Origin of the sequence: Rothia sp. HMSC069D01, from assembly GCF_001810135.1 — a bacterium.
Lineage (GTDB): Bacteria > Actinomycetota > Actinomycetes > Actinomycetales > Micrococcaceae > Rothia.
Window position 1 is genome coordinate 844,942 of the sequence record NZ_KV800108.1, and the last position, 19,693, is coordinate 864,634.

A 19,693-nucleotide genomic window follows, 5' to 3' on the forward strand; every position below is an offset into this window, starting at 1 on the left:
CGCGGCCAACCCATCGGTCAGCACGCGAGCGCGGCTCAACGTCTTATCGGGAGCGGATGCACCACTCCCCCAGCGTTTCGGCGGGGCCTAGCCCGCGCGCTTCGCTTTCAACTGGTCATTCACAGCGTTAATCACTGCAGAGACCGTCGCATTAAAATCAAGATCCGAGCTGTCCACCAGGGTCACGCCCTCGGCAGCTTCCATAAAGTTATTGACCTTCGAATCCTTCGCATCACGCTCAGCAATCTGCTTGCTCAAGTCGCCCGAAGCACCCGACTTCTCGGAGTTCTCCAGGCCGCGGCGCGCCATGCGCACCTCCTCAGAAGCAGTCAGCAGGATGCGCGCATCAGCATCGGGAGCAACCACGGTGGTGATGTCGCGGCCCTCAGCGACCATGCCGTTAATAGCGTGGTTAATCATCCAACGCTGCAGGCCAATCAGGTGCTCACGAACCGCCGGAACCGAAGCCACAGCAGACACAGCCGAAGAAATGCGCTCGCTACGAATCTCCTCACGGATATCGGTCGAGCCCATCAGAATCTCTTCTTCCTTAATGTTCGTACCGAACACCAGGGGCATCTCCTCGACAGCCTTCGCGATCGCCTCAGCGTCGTTCAGGTCAATGCCAAGTTCCAGCACACGGTAGGTTGCGGCACGGTACATTGCACCGGTGTCCAGGTACGCCAGGCCAAAGTGGCGTGCAACTTCCTTAGACACAGACGACTTACCGGAACCGGAGGGACCGTCAATAGCAATCGTCAGTTTAGGGTTCTCGTGCATCAGCACTCCTTAAAATTCGTCTCAAACTTTATGCCGGAAAATACAGCTTTAACTCTACTTCACAACACGCCAACCGCGAGCCGACAAATCGCGGACCAGCGCCTCATGAATAGACGGATTGACCGAGATTTCAGCCATACCCACCGGGGCACCCGTCGAGTGCTCCAGACGCAAATCCTCAAGGTTCGCGCCCAGCTCACCAATCTCGGCGAGCAAACGAGCCAGGGTGCCGGGGGTATCGTCCACCAGCACCGTCATCTTTGCGAACGCGGCGGGGGCTGTACCGTGCTTACCCGGAATACGGCTCACGCCCGCGTTGCCTTCGCTCATCAGCTGCGCCAAATCCAGGCGAGCGCCGGATGCCGTCGGGTTCTCCAGCGTCGCGATGAGGCGGTTCAGGTCATCACGCACCCCGTAGAGGGTCTTCACAATCGGGTCAGCGTTCGCCGCAAAAATCTGCACCCACAGCGTCGGGTCCGAAGCCGCGATACGCACCGTATCGCGCAAACCCTGACCCGCCAAAGACAGCGCATACAGCGGAGTATCCTGCAGACGCGAAGCCAACAGCGAGCTCATCGCCTGCGGCACATGAGAGATCAGAGCGACCGTCTGATCATGCTCCTCAACGCTCAGAGAAGTCACAATCGCGCCCAGCTCCACCGCCACAGAACGCACCAGACGCACACACTCGGGGCGAACCGAATCGTGCTCGCAGATAATCCACGGACGCGCCTGGAACAGCTCACCGCGAGCAGCCACCGGGCCCGACTTCTCACGCCCAGCCATCGGATGCGAACCCACGTAACGGGACGCATCCGCACCCGAGGCAAGCACATCAGCCAGCGGCTGCACCTTCACCGAGGCAACATCCGTCACCACAGCGCCGGGGTAGCCCGCCTCCGGTCGAGGCGCATAGGTGTTCAACGCGCGAGCGCACACGGCACCGGCACTATCCGGAGGCGCAGCCACCACCACCAGCTGCGGGGCGAACGCGGCGCGCTCCTCCTCCGACAGGGTGGAGAAGCTTGTACCGGCACCGATATCCTGCGCCACAGCCTCGGCGGTGGGTGAAATATCTTGGACGTACACGTCCTCGCATCCTGCCGCACGCAACCCCAAACCAATGGAGGCACCCAGCAGACCCGAGCCAATAATGAGTACCGGCCCGGTCAGCGTTGAGTCCATGGGCAACTCAGATGCGGAAAGCTCAGCGGGCGAGCTCATGACAACTCCTTAGCGTTATTACATGTCCACCGAAGCGAGCAGGTGACCAATCTCGACCTTGGAAAGGTTACGGACAGTGCCCTGCTTCTGCGAACCAATACGGATCGGGCCCATCTCAACGCGGACCAGGCGCTCAACCGGGTAACCGACGGCGTCAAAGAGGCGGCGCACGATGCGGTTCTTACCGGAGTGGATGGTCACCTCAACGAGCACGTGGCCGGGGGTGGAATCCACCAGCTTGAACTCGTCCACGCGGGTCACACCGTCTTCCAGGCGAATGCCCTTCTTCATGGCTGCGCCGACGCCGGGCTCCATCGGGCCGGGAACCTGCACCAGGTAGGTCTTGGGCACCTCGTAGGAGGGGTGGGTGAGGCGGTTCGCCAGTTCACCGTCGTTGGTCAGCAGCAGCAGACCCTCGGTTTCGACGTCCAGGCGGCCCACGTGGAACACGCGCTCGCTCATGGAGGAACGCAGGAAGTCAGAGATGCAGGGGCGACCTTCGGGGTCTTCCATGGTGGAGACCACGCCGGCGGGCTTGTTGAATGCCATGTAGACGAGCTTGTCGTTGGTCTGAACGGTCATGCCGTCCACCTGCACGGTCACCTTGGAGGGGTCCACGCGCACACCCAGCTCGGTCACGACTTCACCGTTGACGGTGACGCGGCCTTCGGTAATCATTTCTTCGCAGACGCGGCGGGATGCCACACCGGCCTGAGCCAGCAGCTTCTGCAGGCGCACGCCGTCGTGGTCGTAGAACTCGTAGTGGTCTACCGGGGCGTTGCGGGGGCGGCGGGGGCGGTGCGGGCCAGCGTAGTTGCTGACGCGGTATTCGCCGCGCTCGTTTGCGAAGGCTTCGCCGGAGCGGTAGGGGCGGCCCGGTGCGCGGCGTTCGCGCTTGGGCAGTTCGGTACCGCGGCCTCGGCCGGAACCTGCGCGGCCTGCGCCGAACTTCTTCTCGCCAAACTTCTTGTCACCGAGCTTCTTCTCGCCGAAACCCTTTGCGCCGCCCTTGCCTGCGCCACTCTTCGGTGCGCCGGGACGACCGCCGCGTGCGGATGCGCCCTTAGCGCCGGGCTTACCGCCCTGACCGGGACGAGCAGCGCCGGGACGGCCACCGCGGGAGTTCTGGGGGCGACCGGATGCAGAGCGGCCGCCGCGGGAGGAGTTTCCATATGCCATGGTGTTCTTCTCTTTTCTGTCGTATGGTGCGAACGTTTCAGGCTTTTCCCGAACGTTCGTTCGTCTTATTGATTCGTTGTCTTAGTCGTTGCCCTCGGCAAGCACTGCGGCTTCCGTGTCATCGGGCAGGAAGGGCGCGAGCGCCGGTAGCTCCTCCAGGGAGTTCAACCCGAGCTTCGCCAGCAGCAGCTCCGTGGTTTCGTAGAGGGTCGCGCCGCTTCCGGATTCTCGCCCTGCTTCACGAATCAGCTGCCGTTGCAGTAGCTGACGGATTGCCGCGTCCGCGTTTACGCCACGGATGGAGGCTACCCTCGCCCTGGTCACCGGCTGCTGGTAAGCAATCACGGCGAGCGTCTCGTAGGCGGGCTTGCTGAGGGTTGCGCTCTTGGAGCGGGTCACGAAGCGTGCCACCCAGGGGGCGAAGTCGTCGCGGGCGTAGAGCTTCCAGCCTCCTGCGATGTTCCGCAGCTGGAATCCGCGCGGTTCGGGCGCCACCCGGTTTTCGTCTTCTCCGTAGCCGCTTTCTTCGCCGTTGTACTCTCGGTACAGCTGGTCGAGCGCGTGCTCAACAGCTCGTTCGCTGACGATGAGCGCGGCGGAGAGTTCTTTGACGCCCACGGGCGCTTCGGCAACGGCGAGGATCGCTTCGATGGCGCTTTTGACGCCGCCGGGGATTGCCTCGACCTTGGAGAATTCGGCTTCGGCATCGACCGCCACGCTGGGTGCGGTGGAGGGACCTCCCGCCGGAATTTTTGCCGATTTCGCTGCCAATTTCGTTACAGATTTCTTCGACTCGCGGGGTGCGGTTTCCTGCGATTCCTCGGAGCTGTCGGAAATGTCGGAACCATCGGAGTCCTCTACCGTTTCAGCGGCTTCAGCCTCCTCAGCTTCTTCGGGAACCTCATCCAGAGGAGCGGCGGCTACCTCGTGCTCAGCCGGTTCAGCGTCCGCCTCAGCAGGCTTTGAGCTCTCAGTCTCTACCGTCTCTGCTACCTCTACCGGCGCCGAGTCAGCCTGTTCCGAATCCTCATCCGCGTTCGGATCCCAGTAGCCCATGTTCACGATGGCAAGGTCGTCGGGGGTGAATTCACGGTCAAAGCGTGAGCCGTGACTACTCATAATCCTCCTCTACCGGTTCCGTGTTAGCTTCAGATTCGTTCACTTCGGGTGATTCAGACGCTTCACTGGTTTCGTGCGCATCCTGAGTGTCTGTTGCTTCGCGAATCACGAACTGTGCAGCGCTCGCGCTCGCACGTACCCGAATGGCTCCGAGCGGTGCGTCCTGTTCTACGTGCAGGGCGCCTTCTTTGTAGAGCTCAAGCAGGGCGAGAAAACGAACCACCGCGATTTCTAGTTCGCCGGATCCTTGAACCAGTTCGGCAAAGCTCAGTTCCCGCGCCGCCGTATCGAGCAGGCTGTGCAGAATGTAGTGTTCTTCAGCCGCAATGGTGGTTAACGGAACGTGCAGGTGCTCGTTGAGTTCTTCAACGATTTCTTCGGGTTCCGGTTCGGGCTCTTTGGGGGTTCGGCTCAGCGCTGCTGCGGCGATGCGGGCGAACTCTTCGGCACCTCCGGTGAAAACCAGCTCGGGTAGCGCCTGAGCGAATCGTTCTTCGAGGGCTACCGCACGGGGAAAACGCTGCGCTTCTTGCGCCCAGCGTTCAGCAAAAATATCGGCAACTTCGCGGTAGGCGCGGTATTGCAGCAGACGGGCAAAAAGCAGGTCGCGTGCCTCCAGCAGTGCAACGTCCTCTTCGAGGGGTTCACGATGCTGCGGGAGCAGGCGTGCAGTTTTGAGTTCCAGCAGGGTTGCGGCGGTAACCAGAAATTCGCTGGCTTCGTCGAGTGCGCGTTCGGTGCCTTCAGCGTAGAGGGCGTGCAGGTATGCGAGGAACTCGTCGGTGACCTCTGCGAGCGCCACCTCGGTAATGTCGAGTTTGCGGCGCGAAATCAGGGTCAGTAGAAGATCAAAGGGACCCTCAAAATTACTGAGGGTGAGGGTGAAACCGCGTTCCGGGTTCTGCAGGCCGCGGCCCTCAGTCCGGGCGTTCGCGGCGGTGTCTGCGTTCGGTGTCGGTACCCTCACGGCAGCGACGTTCGTGGTCATAAACGACCTATTCTCCTTAGGTTTATTCTCCCCGGCTTTTGTGGTGCCGTCTCAGATGCGGCTTCTACTTCGCCTATTTTCGGGGCGAGTAGTGTGCGGGGGTCTTTAGAATCCACACAATTATACGCCCTCTGCCGGTGTGACTCAAGGGTGAGAGTCACCTCAGCAGAGGGCGTATAGGTGTGGGGGCTTTAGCGTGCGCCGCCCTTGTAGATCAGTTCGCGTGCCACCTGGCGGTATGCTTCCGCGCCGGGGTGGCTGGAGGCGTAGCTGAGAATCGGCTCAGCGGACACCGATGCGTCCGGGAACTTCACGGTGCGCTTGATGACGGTGTCGAAGACCTTGTCGCCGAATGCGTCGACGATGCGTGCCAGAACTTCCTTGGAGTGGATGGTGCGGGCATCGAACATGGTGGCAAGTACGCCGGAGATTTCGAGGTCGGGGTTCAGGCGGTCCTGCACCTTCTCGATGGAGTCGACCAGCAGTGCGACGGCGCGCAGCGCGAAGAACTCACAAATCAACGGGATGATGACGCCTTCGGAAGCGGTCAGTGCATTGACGGTCAGCAGGCCCAGGGAGGGCTGGCAGTCGATGAGGATGACGTCGTATTCGTCGCGGACCTTGCGCAGTGCCGAGGCGAGAACCTGCTCGCGAGCCACTTCGTTGACCAGCTGGACTTCAGCTGCGGAGAGGTCAATGTTGGCGGGCAGCAGGTCGATGTTCTCCACGCCGGTAGGCAGGATGACGTCCTTGATGTCGACCTTGCGGTCCATCATGACGTTGTAGACGGTCAGGTCCAGTTCGTGCGGGTTCGCACCGAAACCGGCGGAGAGAGCACCCTGCGGGTCGAAGTCGACCAGCAGCACCTTACGGCCGCATTCTGCCAGCGCCGCGCCCAGGTTAATGGTGGAGGTGGTCTTACCCACGCCGCCCTTCTGATTCACCATAGAGATAATGCGGGCGGGACCGTGGCTGCTCAGCGGAGCCGGGTCGGGGTATACGCGCAGGGGTCGACCGGTGGGGCCGAGTTCTTGAGCCTGAGCTTCAGTCAATGGTTCACCTTCATCAATGAATTCGAAGTTTTAAAGTTTAAGCGTTGTCTATAAGGTTACCTCAAGAGCGGCTGTTCCGCGGATTGACGGGGTTTTATCCCCTCTCGTGAGCACGCGGATGCGCCATGCGGTACACCTCCATGAGCCCCTCGGGCGTGACCTTCGTGTACACCTGCGTGGTCGCGATGGAGGCGTGCCCGAGCAGTTCCTGCACCACACGAATATCGGCTCCGCCCTGCAACAGGTGCGTTGCGAAACTGTGGCGCATGGAGTGCGGCGAGAAGTCGGAGCTGAGCCCGGCGGCTTCGGCGGCTTCTTTGAGGATGAGCCAGGCGCCTTGGCGTCCGAGTCTGCCGCCTCGTCCGTTGACGAAGAGCGCGGCGGTGCCTTTACCGTGAGCTACGAGGGAGGGGCGGGCACGCACCAGGTAGTCTTGGATTGCTTTTTGGGCGTAGCTACCAATGGGTACGAGTCGCTCTTTGTTTCCCTTACCGAAGAGTCGAACGTAGCCGGGCAGAGTGACCTGGTTGCCGTCTTCGTCGGTGAGGGTTCCCTCGAAGTGCACGTCGTCGATATCGACATTAAGCATTTCGCTCACACGCGCGCCGGTGGCGTAGAGGAATTCGAGGATGGCTCGATTGCGTAGCCCAGTGGCGGTTTCGCGGTCAGGTACGGCGAGTAGCCGCTGGATGTCTTCTACGCTGACTGCTTTGGGTAGGCGCTTAACGTTCTTGGGCGGGGTGACCGGTGCCGCCGGGTCGGTGGGCACGATGAGCGCGGAGACCCAGAAGGCGTGTGCTCCGCGGACTGCCGCCATGGTGCGGGCGATGGAGTTCGACCCCAAGGGCAGGGGCAGGCTCGGCGAACCTTCAACGGTTGGCGTTTCTTTTTCTGGTGCCCCGGCTTTCTCCGGCTGCCCGACACGACCTTTCTCAGCACGCCCGTTTCCTGTCCCTCGCCCCGATTCGGAGGCGATCATCAGCGCCAGCGATTCTGCGGCTTCTTCCTGCGCTTCCCGAGCTTCCCGGGCGTTCTGGTTGTCCTTCTCCCCCGCTTCGAATCCGGCAACGAATCCAGCAAGGGGCACGGTGGGGGCGGCGAGTTCCCGCATGAAGGAACGCACCTGCGCGGTGGTGATGCGTTCGGGGTCGATGACGCCGAGGGTCGCCATGTAGGCGCTGTATCGTCGCAAGTCGCGCGCGTAGGAGGCGATGGTGTGCTCGCTGCTTCCTCGTTCCACGCGCAGGTGGATGAGGTACTGCTCGATTGCTCTCTGGAGCGGGGTCTGCGCCTCCTGGTGGGAAGCACCCAGGGCAGAAGAACCCAGCACGGAAGAACCGGCAGAAGAGGTCACGCCGAGCAGACCCGCGCCGCGGAATGTCTTGCTCACCGTGCTTTTTGCCTGCTTCACGCTATCTCCTCTGTCGGTTCTGTTGATGTTTGGGCCTCTTGATATTTGGGCTTGCCGTAGGCGAGGCTACTCCCCCGCCCCCCTGTTCCGTTCTTAGTGGTTGCGGAAGTTCTCCGGCTTTTCGCGGCGCTGTCCCATGTAGGGGTGGAACTCCCAGCCACCCTCGGCGGGGCGCAGGCCTTCAAAGTTGTTCTGCGCAGCCGCGTAGGTGGCGAGTACCGCCTGGATAGCGAGCGCGTTATGAACCTTTCCGCCCAGCACCAGCTGTACTGCCTCGGTGAGGGGCACCCAGCGGTAGGTCATTTCTGCTTCTTCATCGGTGCGTTCGCTACGTTCTTCGGCGGGCAGTTCCGAGAGGTTACGCGCCAGGTAGACGCGGCCTGCTTCGCTGGTTGCGCCGGGGCTGCTGAAGTAGTCGGTCAGTGCGTTCCAGGTTTCTGCCTGCAGGTCTGCCTCTTCGGCGAGTTCGCGCTGCGCGGCGACCAGAGGGTCTTCACCATCGATGTCGAGCAGTCCAGCGGGTACTTCCCAAAGGTTCATGCGCACCGGGTGGCGGTACTGGTTTAGCATCAGCAGTTCGTTGTTGTCGTTGAGGACCGCCACGGCGACGGCGCCGGGCATTTCCACGACGTCGCGGGTCAGCACGGTGTTTTCGTTAAGCTCGTACTCTTCAACGGTCGTTTCGATCACGTAGCCGCTGTACTTCACAGTGCGGGTGCGGATGGTGCGTTCGGAGGGTACATCAATAATCTGCTGGTTGTTGCTCATTCTTTCATTGTAGGCGGCTTCTTAGCCCCGCTACGTTTGGCGCGTCAGGTGCGGGCACGGTTTAAAGCACGTTCGGGTTTAAACGAAAGCATCCCGCTGACCCCTGTGCGGGGTGAGCGGGATGCTGAACGTTTGTACCTAGATGTTAGGTACCACGGATGTTAGGCGCCGCGACGCTCCAGAGCAGCCTTAATCAGACCGGAGAAGAGCGGGTGCGGGCGGGTCGGACGCGAGCGGTACTCGGGGTGTGCCTGAGTTGCCACGTAGTAGGGGTGTGCCTCTGCGGGCAGTTCCACGTACTCGACCAGCGAGGAGTCCGGGGAGGTACCGGAGATACGCAGGCCTGCTTCTTCAAGCTGCTCGCGGTACTCGTTGTTCACCTCGTAGCGGTGGCGGTGACGCTCTGCAACCTCGGTTGCACCGTACGCCTTAGCAACCTGAGAGCCGGGAACGAGGTTTGCCTTGTACAGGCCCAGGCGCATGGTGCCGCCCAGGTCGCCTGCACCTTCGACGAACTGCTTCTGCTCTTCGATGGTTGCGATGACCGGTACGGAGGTTTCCGGATCGAACTCGGTGGAGGATGCTTCGGTCAGACCCAGTACGTTGCGTGCGTACTCGATGACCATGGACTGCAGGCCGAGGCAGATGCCCAGGGTCGGGAGCTTGTGCTCGCGTGCGTACTTGAGGGCGCCGATCTTGCCATCCAGGCCGCGGATGCCGAAGCCGCCGGGCACGAGGATTGCGTCCATGTTGCGCAGCTGGTGGTCTGCATCTTCGTCGGTTGCGCACAGGTCGGCTGCAACCCACTTGATGTTGACCTTCACGTTGTTTGCGAAGCCGCCGGCGCGCAGAGCCTCGGAGACGGACAGGTATGCGTCGGGCAGGTCGATGTACTTACCGACCAGGCCAACGTTGACCTCTGCTGCGGGGCGGTGCACTGCGTCGAGCAGGCGGTCCCACTGGGTGAAGTCCGGTGCGGGAGCCTCAATGCCGAAGTAGTCGAGGATGTAGTCGTCGAGCTTCTGGCTGTGCAGGGTCTTGGGAATGTCGTAGATGCTGGGTGCGTCGGCGCAGGAGATGACTGCGTCGCTGTCCACGTCGCATGCGTTACCGATCTTGGTACGGTGCGATACGGGAACCTCACGCTCACAGCGCAGGATCAGACCGTCAGGCTGGATACCCAGGCCGCGCAGTGCTGCGACGGAGTGCTGGGTCGGCTTGGTCTTGAGCTCGCCGGAGGGGCCGATGAAGGGCACCAGGGAGACGTGCAGGAAGAAGACGTTCTTGCGGCCAACATCGCGGCGTACCTGGCGTGCTGCTTCCATGAAGGGCAGGGACTCGATATCGCCGACGGTACCACCGATTTCGGTGATGATGATGTCGGGTGCGTTGTCAATTTCCGCTGCGTGACGCATGCGGGCCTTGATTTCGTCGGTAATGTGAGGGATGACCTGGACGGTGTCGCCGAGGTATTCGCCGCGGCGTTCCTTTGCGATAACGGAGGAGTAGACCTGGCCGGTGGTCACGTTAGCGGACTGGTCGAGGTTTTCGTCCAGGAAGCGCTCGTAGTGTCCGATGTCGAGGTCGGTTTCAGCACCGTCGTCGGTGACAAAGACTTCACCGTGCTGGAAGGGGTTCATCGTACCGGGATCGACGTTCAGGTAGGGGTCGAACTTCTGCATGGTCACAGAGAGGCCACGTGCGCGAAGAAGCTGACCGAGGGAAGAGGCCGACAGGCCCTTACCGAGAGAAGATGCAACGCCGCCGGTCACGAAAATCTGGCGGGTTACCTTGTCGTTAGAGGACGCGTTCAGAGCGTTATTTTTTTCATTCACCACGGAATTTAAGCCTACCATTTTCTTGTCTGCTATCCAAGCAGAGGGTTTTGCCGCGAGAGGATTCTCTCAGGCGGTTTTCCCTCCCCTATTTGTCCTTATCACCACTGTAAACGGAGCGGGGGCTTTAATATTCCCGCCGCGCCGTGTAGACGCAGGTGTAGGAGTATGCACAGAGTATCTCACATCCTCCGCACTCCATGCACCACTGTTGGTCACCGGCTTGGGCTGTACTGACAACTTTCCGGGGCATGCTCGCGCACTTCAGTCCCTTTGATGGTCTTTAGTGCGAAAGATGCTATCTTTCGACGCTTTTGCCAGCACTTTCCCAATGTATTTCCCTGCAGGTTTGCCGTCAGTTTCAGCGCCCCTGCGGCACTTCTCGACCGGCTGCCAGCAGCTCGCGGGCGTGCTCTCGTGCCGATTCTGATTGATCGTGCCCGGAGAGCATTCGCGCCAGTTCCACCACGCGTTCCTCTTCGGAAAGTACCTTGACCTTCGAGAGGGACGCGTCATCATTTTTCAGCACAAGGATGTGCTGGTCCGCGAAGGCGGCAACCTGCGGCAGGTGGGTGACCACCAGAACCTGCACGTGTCGGGCGAGCATGGCAAGGCGGCGACCGATTTCGATAGCTGCCTTACCACCCACACCGGAGTCCACCTCATCGAAGATGAAGGTGGGCACGGGATCCACTTCGGCAAGCACTACCTCCAGGGCGAGCATCACGCGGGAAAGCTCACCACCGGAGGCGCCCTTACCGAGCGGGCGCGGCACGGCAGTTCGGTGCGGGGCCAGCATGAAGGTCACGGTGTCTCGACCGTGCACCGAGAACTTTTCAGCTTCGGCAACCTCCACGACCAGGGAGGCGTTCGGCATGGCAAGAGCAGTAAGCTCCTCACTGACGGCATCCGCCAGTTTCTGCGCGGCGGCACGGCGCAGGGCGGTCAGCTCTTCTGCCTGGGCGCCGAGCACCTTACGTAGCTGTACCAGTTCGGTTTCCAGGGTTTCCTGTCGCTGCGGGTCGTCTACCAGGGTCTCAAGGCGTGCACGGGATTCTTCGGCCCATTCGAGAACCTCGGCAATATCGGCACCGTACTTGCGGGTGAGGGTCGCCAGCTGGGCGCGGCGAGTCTGCACCTGTGCCAGACGTTCGGGACCTTCAACATCCAGGGAGGCCATGTAGGAGGACAAATCCGAGGAGATATCGGTGGCAAGAATCAACAATTCGTTGACGCGCGCCGCGAGGGAGGCAAGCTCTTCATCAGCGTCTGCCTGCGCCTGTAGCGCGGAGCGGCTTGCATCGAGCAGGCTCATGACGCTCTGCTCATCACCGGTAGAGTATTCGCTACCGCTGAGCGCTGCGGAGGCGGTCGCCGAGGCAATGCGTAGTGCTTCAACGTTCATGAGCTTCACCATTTCGGCTTTGAGCTCTTCTTCTTCCCCGGCCTGCGGGTTGACGGCGCTAATTTCTTCGAGGGCGCCCTGCAGGGTCTGCGCTTCGAGGGCGCGTGCGCGAGAGTTTTCGCGTACTTCCTTGAGCTCTGCTGCGGCGGCGCGGTATCGTTCGTAGTTTTCGCGGTACTTCTCAAGCAGGTTGGCGAGCTCTTCGCCGGCGTACAGGTCGAGGGACTGGCGCTGTTCCGCCGCAGACTTGAGGCGCAACTGATCGGACTGGCCGTGGACTGCGACAAGAGTCTGACCAATCTGAGACAGGGTTCCGATGGGTGCGGAGCAACCGCCGACGTGGGCGCGGGAGCGCCCCGAGGCGTTGACGGTGCGTGCCAGAAGCAGTTCGGAGGTCTGTTCGTCGATGTCTTCGGCGGTGCCGCCGGCTTCTTCAGCAAGCTCAAGGGCGCGGTGCCCGTGGGGCAGGCGAATGACTGCTTCGGCGAGGGCGCTCTTGGCGCCGTTGCGCACGCTGGATGCGTCGGATCGGGCGCCCAGGAGCATGCCGAGGGCAGTGACGACCATGGTTTTACCTGCGCCGGTTTCGCCGGTCAGCACGGAGAATCCGGGTTCGAGGGGGAGCCTCGCATCGGTGATGATGCCGAGGTCTCGAATATGGATTTCCTCAATCACGAACGTTCATTCCTTTTCTTTAGTGCTTCTCGGTGTCCTGCGGGCCGCGCCAGCCACGGATCGGAAGCTCAAATTTACGCACCAGTCGCTCAGAGAAGGGAGCCGGGTGAATACGGGCGAGCAGCACCGACTTTTCGGAGCGTCGCACCTCAATACGGGAGCCGGGGTCCAGCTCCACGGTTCGGCGGCCATCGCACCAGAGCACGCCGGAGGCGCCGTTTCCGGGCATCATTTCTACCGCCAGGGTGGAGGTCGGCGCCGCCACCAGCGGGCGCGCGAAGAGCGCGTGAGCCGAGAGCGGCACCATGAGAATTGCTTCAACTTCGGGCCAGACGATCGGGCCGCCACCGGAGAAAGCGTAGGCAGTCGAACCGGTGGGGGTTCCCATGACCACGCCATCGCAGCCGAAGCTGCTGAGCGGGCGGCAGTCCACCTCGATAATGACTTCAATCATTTTTTCGCGGTTGCCCTTTTCGACGCTGGCTTCGTTCAGCGCCCAGTCGCTGTGCACGCGTTTGCCGTCATTCCAGACTTCCACGTCGATTGCCATGCGTTCTTCAACGGTGTATTCGTTGTTGACGATGCAGCGAACGGTTTCGGTCAGGTCGCTCTCTTCGGATTCGGCGAGGAAGCCGACGTGCCCCAGGTTCACACCGATGAGCGGAACACTGGTTCGGCGCACCATTTCTGCGGCACGAAGAATCGAACCGTCACCGCCGAGCACCACACCGAGTTCAATATCGATGAGCGCCACGGATTCATGGACGACCTGCACGGGGACGGGCTCGTCCCAGTTTTCGCTCAGGGTTTCCAGATCGGAGCGAGTCATGACGGGTGCGAGTCCCTCTTCGTAGAGCTGGGTGCATGCCTGTCGGGCGGCATCTCGTGCTTCTTTGCGCCCCACATGGGCGAAGACGAGAATCTTACGGTGACGTTGTTCCACCGAGTCTTCAAAACCATGACGTTCGAAACTGTGGTATTCGGAACTATGACGCGCACCTGCGGCAACTACCTGTGCGGTTGCTTCCTGCGGTGCGTGGCTTTCGTGTTCTGCCATAACGACTCTCTCCCATCGGGTGTTGAGATCGGGATGTTGAGATGGTGTATCTACACCTATCATACCGAATATGTTCTCGAAGATTTTCTAAAGAGCTATATTTTTAGAAAATTATTTCGAATAGCGTACGGCTGGGGTATCTCTAAAATACCTGTAAAAATACCTGTAAAAATACCTGCGAATAGCGCGGCAGCCTGAGAAAGCCCCGCCCTCAACGCGTCCTGCGTTACCGAGCGGTTTCTCTCAGACTGCCTTAGCACTATTTATTTTCGGCACTATATTTACTTTCGACACCGTTGAATAGGGAGTTGTAAAAAAGTTCCCTTAGCCTGCACAGCAAGATAATTTCGAAACATCTTTGTCAAAAGTTAGGACAGCCAGCTTCAATCCTTCTGCCATTGTTAGATATGGAGCCATCGTTTCTCTCAGATCTCCAACAGTTAAACCGAATTTCACAGCTAATGTTGCTGCATAAATTACGTCTCCTGCGTTTTCTGCCACTACATGCGCCCCTAACACTTTCAATGTTTTCGCGTCTGCCACTAATTTGAAAACACCTGTTGTTTCCCGATTAACGAGCGCTCTTGGAACAGCATCCAACGGCAATACCGATGTTTTCACTTCATATCCTTTTTCTTTTGCCTGTTGCTCCGTTAAACCAACCGTTGCAATCGATGGAGAAGTAAACGTAACGCCTGGAACCACTTCTAAATTGACCTTTTGATTTAGTCCTCCGATTGCATTACGAGCAGCAAGTCCACCTTCATAAGCAGCTACATAAACAAATTGGGGACCGAGAGTGACATCTCCAGCTGAATAAATTCGGGAATTGGTCGTTTTAAGATAATCATCAATGACAATTTCACCACGGGAACCAACTTCAACGCCTGCTGCATGTAAGTTTAATGATTCTGTATTTGGTTTTCTTCCAGTGGCAATTAGCAATTGTTCTGCTTCAATAATTCGCTTTTTACCATTTATCTCAACATGAACTTTTTTAATGTCTCCATCTTGCTCAACTCGTTCATAGGTTGCACCTGTTACTAAATTAATTCCCTGTTCTGTTAAGGCCTTAGTAATGGCTTCTGAAATTTCAGGATCGTATTCTTTTAATAGACGCTCGCTTCTTTGAATCAAAGTGACTTCTGACCCGAGGTTATGAAATAGTTGTCCTAATTCCATGCCGATATATCCTGAACCAATTACGGTAAGACGATTTGGAACCTTCTTTAATTCCAATAAGCTAGTGCTTGTTAAATAATCTACTTCATCTAATCCGGGAATATTAGGTGCAGTTGAAGAAGCACCTGTAGCTATTAAAAATCTTTTGGCTGTGATTTGATTGCCATTTACTTCAACTGTATTTTCATTTACGAATTTTGCTTCACCTTTTATTAATTCAAAACCATAATCATCAATTAAATTCACATATTTTTCATTTCGCATCTCGGTTACTAAATCATTCTTTTGTTTTACTAATGGCGCTAAATCAACACTTGAAGCCGAAGTGTGTAATCCCACAAATGGATTATTTTTTGCTAGATGATTGATTTCCCCTGCTCTTAATAAGGTCTTAGAAGGAACGCATCCGACATTAACGCAAGTTCCACCCACCGTTCCACGCTCAATCATAGCCACTTTTGCGTTCAAAGTAACGGCTTCAATGGCAGATGAAAAGGCAGCTCCACCAGAACCGATGATGATGTAATCATAATCATAGTTACCTTCATCATTTAAACTTACATCTGTCCTTTTTTCCGATTGCACTTGTATTTCTTCTGCTTCGCCCGGGTGATAATTTGCGTCAGCAATCGCCTTTATTGCACTTTCAACCTCAATATCATCGGGCAGTTCAAATACTGCTTCACCACGACGATAACTAGACTCAATATTTTTAGCACCTATCTTTTCAAGTGCTGATTCTACGTGTTTTTCACAACCCGTACAAGTCATTCCTGAAATGTTTACCTTAAATTTATTCATAAAAAAGCTCCTTTCGTTTGTTAATGTTTCTATTATAACATAGTTTCAATTCGTTTTAAATCCTCTATTTGTTTTTGCACTTCCTTTTGTTTTTTAGAAACAAATTCGAACATATCTTGACAACGAACTTCATCTTTATCTACAACACCAAGTAATTTATAAATCTCACTTAAAGAGAAACCAAGTTCCTGTATTCGTTTATTAAACCCAACACGCTTAACGTCATCATATGAATATATCCGATAACCAGCTTCCGTTCGGTGAGGTTCTTGTAATAAATTTTTTCGCTCGTAATATCTGATTGTTTCTTTATTAACTCCACATTTATCTGCAAACTCACTAATGCGATAAATCATCTTATTTCACCCCCTGAATATTATAAACCATGTACCATAGTACACGGTCAAGTAAATTGGACTATTTTATTTTTTTCCCAAAGTATCACTCGTATGTGATTGATACTTTTATATAATACTATTGATTATCCTAACATCCCACCAGAAAATCCGATTTAAACACCAGTTGTTTTTAAACTATTAAGAAAGTAATTCCACTATATATTCCGAAGACCCTTTATTTTTTGCACCATAGGAAGTACTCTACGTTGCCGTCCTGTCCGGGGAGCGGGCTGGGTTCCATACCCATCACACGCAATCCGTGGCTGACCGCAGATGCCTGAACTTTTTCTACTGCTTCACGGCGGGCGGATTCTTCGTGCACCACTCCCCCACGTCCGATGCGATGCTTGCCGACCTCGAACTGCGGCTTGACCATGAGCACCAGGTCGCCGCCGGTTTCGGTGGCGTTCGCTAGCGCCTCCATAACCAGGGTCAGCGAGATGAACGAGAGGTCAGAAACCGTCAGTTCGACCTGCCCACCAATGTCTTCGGGCTTCATATAGCGAACGTTGAGTCCTTCGTACACGCCGACTCGCGGTTCTTCGCGTAGCGCGTCCACGAGCTGCCCGTGTCCTACGTCAACGGCGGCTACGTGGGCGGCTCCTCGACGAAGCAACACGTCGGTAAAGCCTCCGGTGGATGCTCCCGCGTCCAGGCAACGCTTGCCTTCTACCTCGATATCGGGGAACGCGTCGAGGGCACCGGCGAGCTTGTGCCCTGCGCGGCTGACGTATTCGGTCAGCTCGCTCTGGCGCACGTAGAGGGTGTCCTCCGGGCCCACGAGCATGGACGCTTTGCGCGCAACCTTGCCGTTGACTTGCACGTCCCTTGCCGCGATGAGTTTTGCGGCGAGGGTTCGGGAACTCACGAATCCGGCTTCGACCAGGTATTTATCGAGGCGCACGGTGTCCTTGTCTTCTTTCTGTCGTCGTCTGGTGATGTCATCGTCTGGTGACGGGTTATCTAGTGTCACCTCAGAGCATTGCTGTTCTGAGGTGACACCGCCGCGAACTAGGAGAGGTTTTCGAGGTCTTTCTCCAGCTGCTCACTCATCGTTTCGAGGCGCTTGACACGCTCTACGGGGTCCATGGCGAGGGTCGCCGCGAGTTGGCGCTCGAATTCTGCATCAAGCTCAGCGGTTTCCTCTGCCGTGCTATTAGTCTCCGGTTCTTTAGGCACCAGGAATCCCCTGGATGTTGGGGCGTGCGCCCTGTTCGGGGTTTGCTGCCCACCATGCTGCGCAGGCTACGCGCCATGCTTCGGCTTCGCTCTCGCTGCCCGCGAATGCTTCGGTGTCTTCAATCTCGGGGCCGGTCAGGCTCAGGTTTTCACCGCGAACTCGTGCCTGCCAGGTGGGGCCGGTTGCGATGACTTCGTACCCTTCGTAGAGCACCTCAATTTCGGGGTAGGGCGCGAAGAAGTCCTCGAGGGTGCGCAGAATATAGGTCGGACGCTGGTTCGGCACGGCCTCGATGACGTCCTGGTAGGTCTGTACGCCGGTGAGGACGAGGGCACCGTCCATCTTTGCGTTGTTGGCGCCGAGGATGTCGGTGTCCAGGCGGTCACCCACGATGACGGGGCGGCTGGAGTTCACGGCCTTTGCCGCGGTGTGGAAGATGGGTGCTTCGGGTTTGCCCGCGACAAGCGGGGTGCGGCGTGAGGCGGTTGCCACTGCCGCAACGAGGGTTCCGTTACCGGGCGCCTGGCCGCGTTCCTTGGGGATGGTCTGGTCGGTATTGGTTGCAATCCACAGTACATCGGGGTTTGCGAGGGTGTAGGCGGCTTCCGCGAGGTCTTCCCAGCCCATCTTCGGGTTGAAGCCCTGGATGAGGGCTACGGGACCTTCTGCTTCGGTGCGTACGGGTTCCAGGCCTGCGTCGCGCACACAGTCGGCAAGGGCATCGGTGCCGGTGATGAGTACCTTAGAGCCTGCGGGTACGTGCTGTGCGAGCAGCGCGGCGCCTGCCTGTGCGGAGCTGACGACTCGTTCTGCTCGGGTGTGCACGCCCAGTTCGCGCAGGTGCTCTGCTACGGATTCAACGGAGCGCGATGCGTTGTTGGTGACGAAGATGACCGGTACGTTGAGTTCTTCTTCGGCACGGTTGAGCGCTTCGGGCGCACCTTCGATGGCGAAGGGACCCGCGTAGACTACGCCGTCCAGATCGGAGAGGAGGGCATCGTAGCGGGATAGGAGTGCGTTCGTGGTCATAGAGTGTTCCTCTCGGGGGCTCTGGCGGTTGTCGCTATTAATCGTACCTGTTAGACACTCTAGCGTTGTCGCCTTCGGGCGATTATATGGAAAACCGCTGGACGCTCTCCCCTGCTTGGGTGTGGCGTCCAGCGGTTTCACGCTGACACTTAGGTCACGTATTTAGAATTCTTAGATTCTCTGCAGTCTTATTCTGCGGAGGTTTCTTCTGCTTCTTCAGTCTTGGGAGCTTCGGTCTTCTCGTCCTCAGCTACTTCTTCTGCAGTTTCGATTGCTTCCTCTTCTGCGGAAGCTTCAGCGGTCTCTTCAGCTTCTTCTGCGGTCTCAGTGAGTTCTACGGACTTCTCTTCCTGCTCGAAGAGGCCAGCTTCACCGAACATGTCGAAGATTTCGGGTTCTGCGAAATTGCCCTGGCCCAGTGCTGCTTCTGCCATGAATGCGAGGCGTGCCCAGCGTTCTGCTTCCTGGTTACGGCCTGCGTTAGCCAGCGCGTCGGAGTATGCGCTGAACAGACGGGGGCTGTACTCGAAGGCGCGCTTGGGGTTCAGCTGAGGAATCTGCAGCGCTACGACGGCCTCGGACTTCTTGCCCTGATCGCTGAGGATACCGGATTCAACGATGGCGAGCTCTACGCGCACGTTAGCGGGCAGTTCTTCCTTCTTGAATTCTGCAATCATTTCCATTGCCTTGGGCAGGCGGCCGAGCGCGCGTTCGCAGTCCACCAGCAGTGCCAGGTGGTCTACGGAGCCGCTAATACGGCGGTGGGTGCGCAGTTCGCGCAGTGCCAGTTCGAAGTCTTCTGCAACGTATGCGGCGACGCCAACGGCTTCGCGTACTGCGGCAATACGGCCTGCACTGCGGGATGCGGCAACGGCGTGTTCCAGCGCAAATTCGGGGTCGATGTCGAGGTAGCGACCAGCCATGGCGAGGTGCTTTGCGACGGTTTCTGCGTTGCGAGGTTCCAGGGCGCGCAACTGACGGAAGGTTGCGCCGTCCAGCTCGCGACCGGTGATGTCGTCATCAATTTCCGGTGCCTTGGGCTTTGCGGGGCGGTAGCCTGCACGGCCACCGATGCTGCGTACTTCTTCGCGAGGTACTTCAGCCTCGGGACCGTTGGAGCGAGGTGCCTTGGATCGGGAGTCGGAGCGACGGCCGTCGAACTTCTTGCCTCCGCGGTCGTTACGCTTGAAACCGCCCTTGCCGCCAAAGTTCTTGCCGCCCTTCTTGGAGCGGAAGTCCTTTCCTCCGCTGTTCTTGCGGTGCTGGCGGGGGCCGGAGCCGTTAGACTCGTGACGGGGGGTCTCAGACATGAATCTCCTTGGGAGGTATCCGCCAGTGTGGGCGGGTAGGGTATGCAGTCGATTCGGGCGAACCGCTGCCTGAGGCATCAACTCTATGAGGGGTGTTTTAGATACACCCGCTAATGCCTAAACATAAGCCATACCATTCTAGTATAGAGAGCACCTTCCGTGCACCCGTACTGATGGGATGTTAAAGACAAATGGGGAGGCCTAACGACCTCCCCAAACAAAAATAGCCCCGGCGAAGCCGGGGCTATTGAATAATAAAGCGGCAATAACCTACTCTCCCACACCCACAAAAGTGCAGTA

General features: G+C 58.1%; 16 protein-coding genes and 1 pseudogene. All 17 read right to left on the reverse strand.

Going from position 1 to position 19,693, the window contains the following annotated elements; translation table 11 throughout:
- Positions 1–87 precede the first annotated feature (87 nt).
- The 17 genes and pseudogenes from cmk to HMPREF2710_RS07835 all read right to left on the reverse strand — a co-directional run bounded on the left by cmk (position 88) and on the right by HMPREF2710_RS07835 (position 19,393).
- Positions 88–780, reverse strand: a complete 693-nt coding sequence (cmk, locus tag HMPREF2710_RS09515; RefSeq protein WP_049358673.1) for a (d)CMP kinase — start codon at positions 778–780, stop codon at positions 88–90.
- 54 nt (positions 781–834) lie between these two features.
- A complete protein-coding gene (locus HMPREF2710_RS07770; protein WP_070600469.1) occupies positions 835–2,004 on the reverse strand; it encodes a prephenate dehydrogenase in 1,170 nt (389 codons plus the stop codon).
- An 18-nt stretch (positions 2,005–2,022) separates the two neighbouring features.
- The gene (locus HMPREF2710_RS07775) at positions 2,023–3,183 is read right to left on the reverse strand and encodes a pseudouridine synthase (RefSeq protein ID WP_049345300.1); all 1,161 of its coding nucleotides are present in this window, start codon (positions 3,181–3,183) and stop codon (positions 2,023–2,025) included.
- Positions 3,184–3,264: 81 nt separating this feature from the next.
- Positions 3,265–4,302: an SMC-Scp complex subunit ScpB gene (gene scpB, locus HMPREF2710_RS07780; RefSeq protein ID WP_070600471.1), complete on the reverse strand. Its 1,038-nt coding sequence runs from the start codon at positions 4,300–4,302 to the stop codon at positions 3,265–3,267.
- Positions 4,295–5,290: a segregation and condensation protein A gene (locus tag HMPREF2710_RS07785; RefSeq protein ID WP_070600473.1), complete on the reverse strand. Its 996-nt coding sequence runs from the start codon at positions 5,288–5,290 to the stop codon at positions 4,295–4,297. Before HMPREF2710_RS07785 ends, scpB begins: the two co-directional genes overlap by 8 nt.
- A gap of 191 nt (positions 5,291–5,481) precedes the next feature.
- On the reverse strand, positions 5,482–6,342 hold the full coding sequence (locus HMPREF2710_RS07790; RefSeq protein ID WP_005506637.1) for a ParA family protein: 861 nt from the start codon (positions 6,340–6,342) through the stop codon (positions 5,482–5,484).
- Between the two features lie 94 nt (positions 6,343–6,436).
- Positions 6,437–7,753, reverse strand: coding sequence for a tyrosine recombinase (locus tag HMPREF2710_RS07795; RefSeq protein ID WP_070600475.1), 1,317 nt, complete (start codon positions 7,751–7,753; stop codon positions 6,437–6,439).
- Between the two features lie 93 nt (positions 7,754–7,846).
- Positions 7,847–8,521 carry an NUDIX domain-containing protein gene (locus tag HMPREF2710_RS07800; RefSeq protein ID WP_049358681.1) on the reverse strand — a complete coding sequence of 225 codons (675 nt, stop codon included), beginning with the start codon at positions 8,519–8,521 and terminating at the stop codon, positions 7,847–7,849.
- A gap of 161 nt (positions 8,522–8,682) precedes the next feature.
- Entirely contained in the window at positions 8,683–10,377 is a 1,695-nt protein-coding gene (locus HMPREF2710_RS07805; RefSeq protein ID WP_070600477.1) for a CTP synthase, read from the reverse strand.
- A gap of 340 nt (positions 10,378–10,717) precedes the next feature.
- A complete protein-coding gene (gene recN / locus HMPREF2710_RS07810) occupies positions 10,718–12,436 on the reverse strand; it encodes a DNA repair protein RecN (RefSeq protein WP_005506652.1) in 1,719 nt (572 codons plus the stop codon).
- 19 nt (positions 12,437–12,455) lie between these two features.
- Positions 12,456–13,493 (reverse strand): NAD kinase, encoded by a 1,038-nt coding sequence (locus HMPREF2710_RS07815; protein ID WP_141746627.1) that lies wholly within the window; start codon positions 13,491–13,493, stop codon positions 12,456–12,458.
- Between the two features lie 324 nt (positions 13,494–13,817).
- Positions 13,818–15,476 carry a mercury(II) reductase gene (gene merA / locus HMPREF2710_RS09300; RefSeq protein WP_080976711.1) on the reverse strand — a complete coding sequence of 553 codons (1,659 nt, stop codon included), beginning with the start codon at positions 15,474–15,476 and terminating at the stop codon, positions 13,818–13,820.
- Between the two features lie 35 nt (positions 15,477–15,511).
- Positions 15,512–15,832, reverse strand: a pseudogene (gene merR / locus HMPREF2710_RS09305) (Hg(II)-responsive transcriptional regulator); the annotation flags it as partial.
- Positions 15,833–16,049: 217 nt separating this feature from the next.
- Complete coding sequence (locus HMPREF2710_RS07820; protein WP_049360431.1) at positions 16,050–16,778, reverse strand: TlyA family RNA methyltransferase; 729 nt, start codon at positions 16,776–16,778, stop codon at positions 16,050–16,052.
- A 107-nt stretch (positions 16,779–16,885) separates the two neighbouring features.
- Complete coding sequence (locus HMPREF2710_RS07825) at positions 16,886–17,053, reverse strand: hypothetical protein (protein ID WP_005506658.1); 168 nt, start codon at positions 17,051–17,053, stop codon at positions 16,886–16,888.
- On the reverse strand, positions 17,046–18,083 hold the full coding sequence (locus HMPREF2710_RS07830) for an HAD-IIA family hydrolase (protein ID WP_070600479.1): 1,038 nt from the start codon (positions 18,081–18,083) through the stop codon (positions 17,046–17,048). The genes HMPREF2710_RS07825 and HMPREF2710_RS07830 overlap by 8 nt, the downstream gene beginning before the upstream one ends.
- Before the next feature lie 188 nt (positions 18,084–18,271).
- Positions 18,272–19,393, reverse strand: a complete 1,122-nt coding sequence (locus HMPREF2710_RS07835; RefSeq protein WP_049345317.1) for a tetratricopeptide repeat protein — start codon at positions 19,391–19,393, stop codon at positions 18,272–18,274.
- Positions 19,394–19,693 lie beyond the last annotated feature (300 nt).

What these genes read in the sequence shown, in the direction of transcription:
- cmk (WP_049358673.1), bottom strand. Translation starts at nt 780, where the DNA reads ATGCACGAGAACCCTAAACTGACGATTGCTATTGACGGTCCCTCCGGT.
- HMPREF2710_RS07770 (WP_070600469.1), bottom strand. Translation starts at nt 2,004, where the DNA reads ATGAGCTCGCCCGCTGAGCTTTCCGCATCTGAGTTGCCCATGGACTCA.
- HMPREF2710_RS07775 (WP_049345300.1), bottom strand. Translation starts at nt 3,183, where the DNA reads ATGGCATATGGAAACTCCTCCCGCGGCGGCCGCTCTGCATCCGGTCGC.
- scpB (WP_070600471.1), bottom strand. Translation starts at nt 4,302, where the DNA reads ATGAGTAGTCACGGCTCACGCTTTGACCGTGAATTCACCCCCGACGAC.
- HMPREF2710_RS07785 (WP_070600473.1), bottom strand. Translation starts at nt 5,290, where the DNA reads ATGACCACGAACGTCGCTGCCGTGAGGGTACCGACACCGAACGCAGAC.
- HMPREF2710_RS07800 (WP_049358681.1), bottom strand. Translation starts at nt 8,521, where the DNA reads ATGAGCAACAACCAGCAGATTATTGATGTACCCTCCGAACGCACCATC.
- HMPREF2710_RS07805 (WP_070600477.1), bottom strand. Translation starts at nt 10,377, where the DNA reads ATGGTAGGCTTAAATTCCGTGGTGAATGAAAAAAATAACGCTCTGAAC.
- HMPREF2710_RS07815 (WP_141746627.1), bottom strand. Translation starts at nt 13,493, where the DNA reads ATGGCAGAACACGAAAGCCACGCACCGCAGGAAGCAACCGCACAGGTA.
- merA (WP_080976711.1), bottom strand. Translation starts at nt 15,476, where the DNA reads ATGAATAAATTTAAGGTAAACATTTCAGGAATGACTTGTACGGGTTGT.
- HMPREF2710_RS07830 (WP_070600479.1), bottom strand. Translation starts at nt 18,083, where the DNA reads ATGACCACGAACGCACTCCTATCCCGCTACGATGCCCTCCTCTCCGAT.
- HMPREF2710_RS07835 (WP_049345317.1), bottom strand. Translation starts at nt 19,393, where the DNA reads ATGTCTGAGACCCCCCGTCACGAGTCTAACGGCTCCGGCCCCCGCCAG.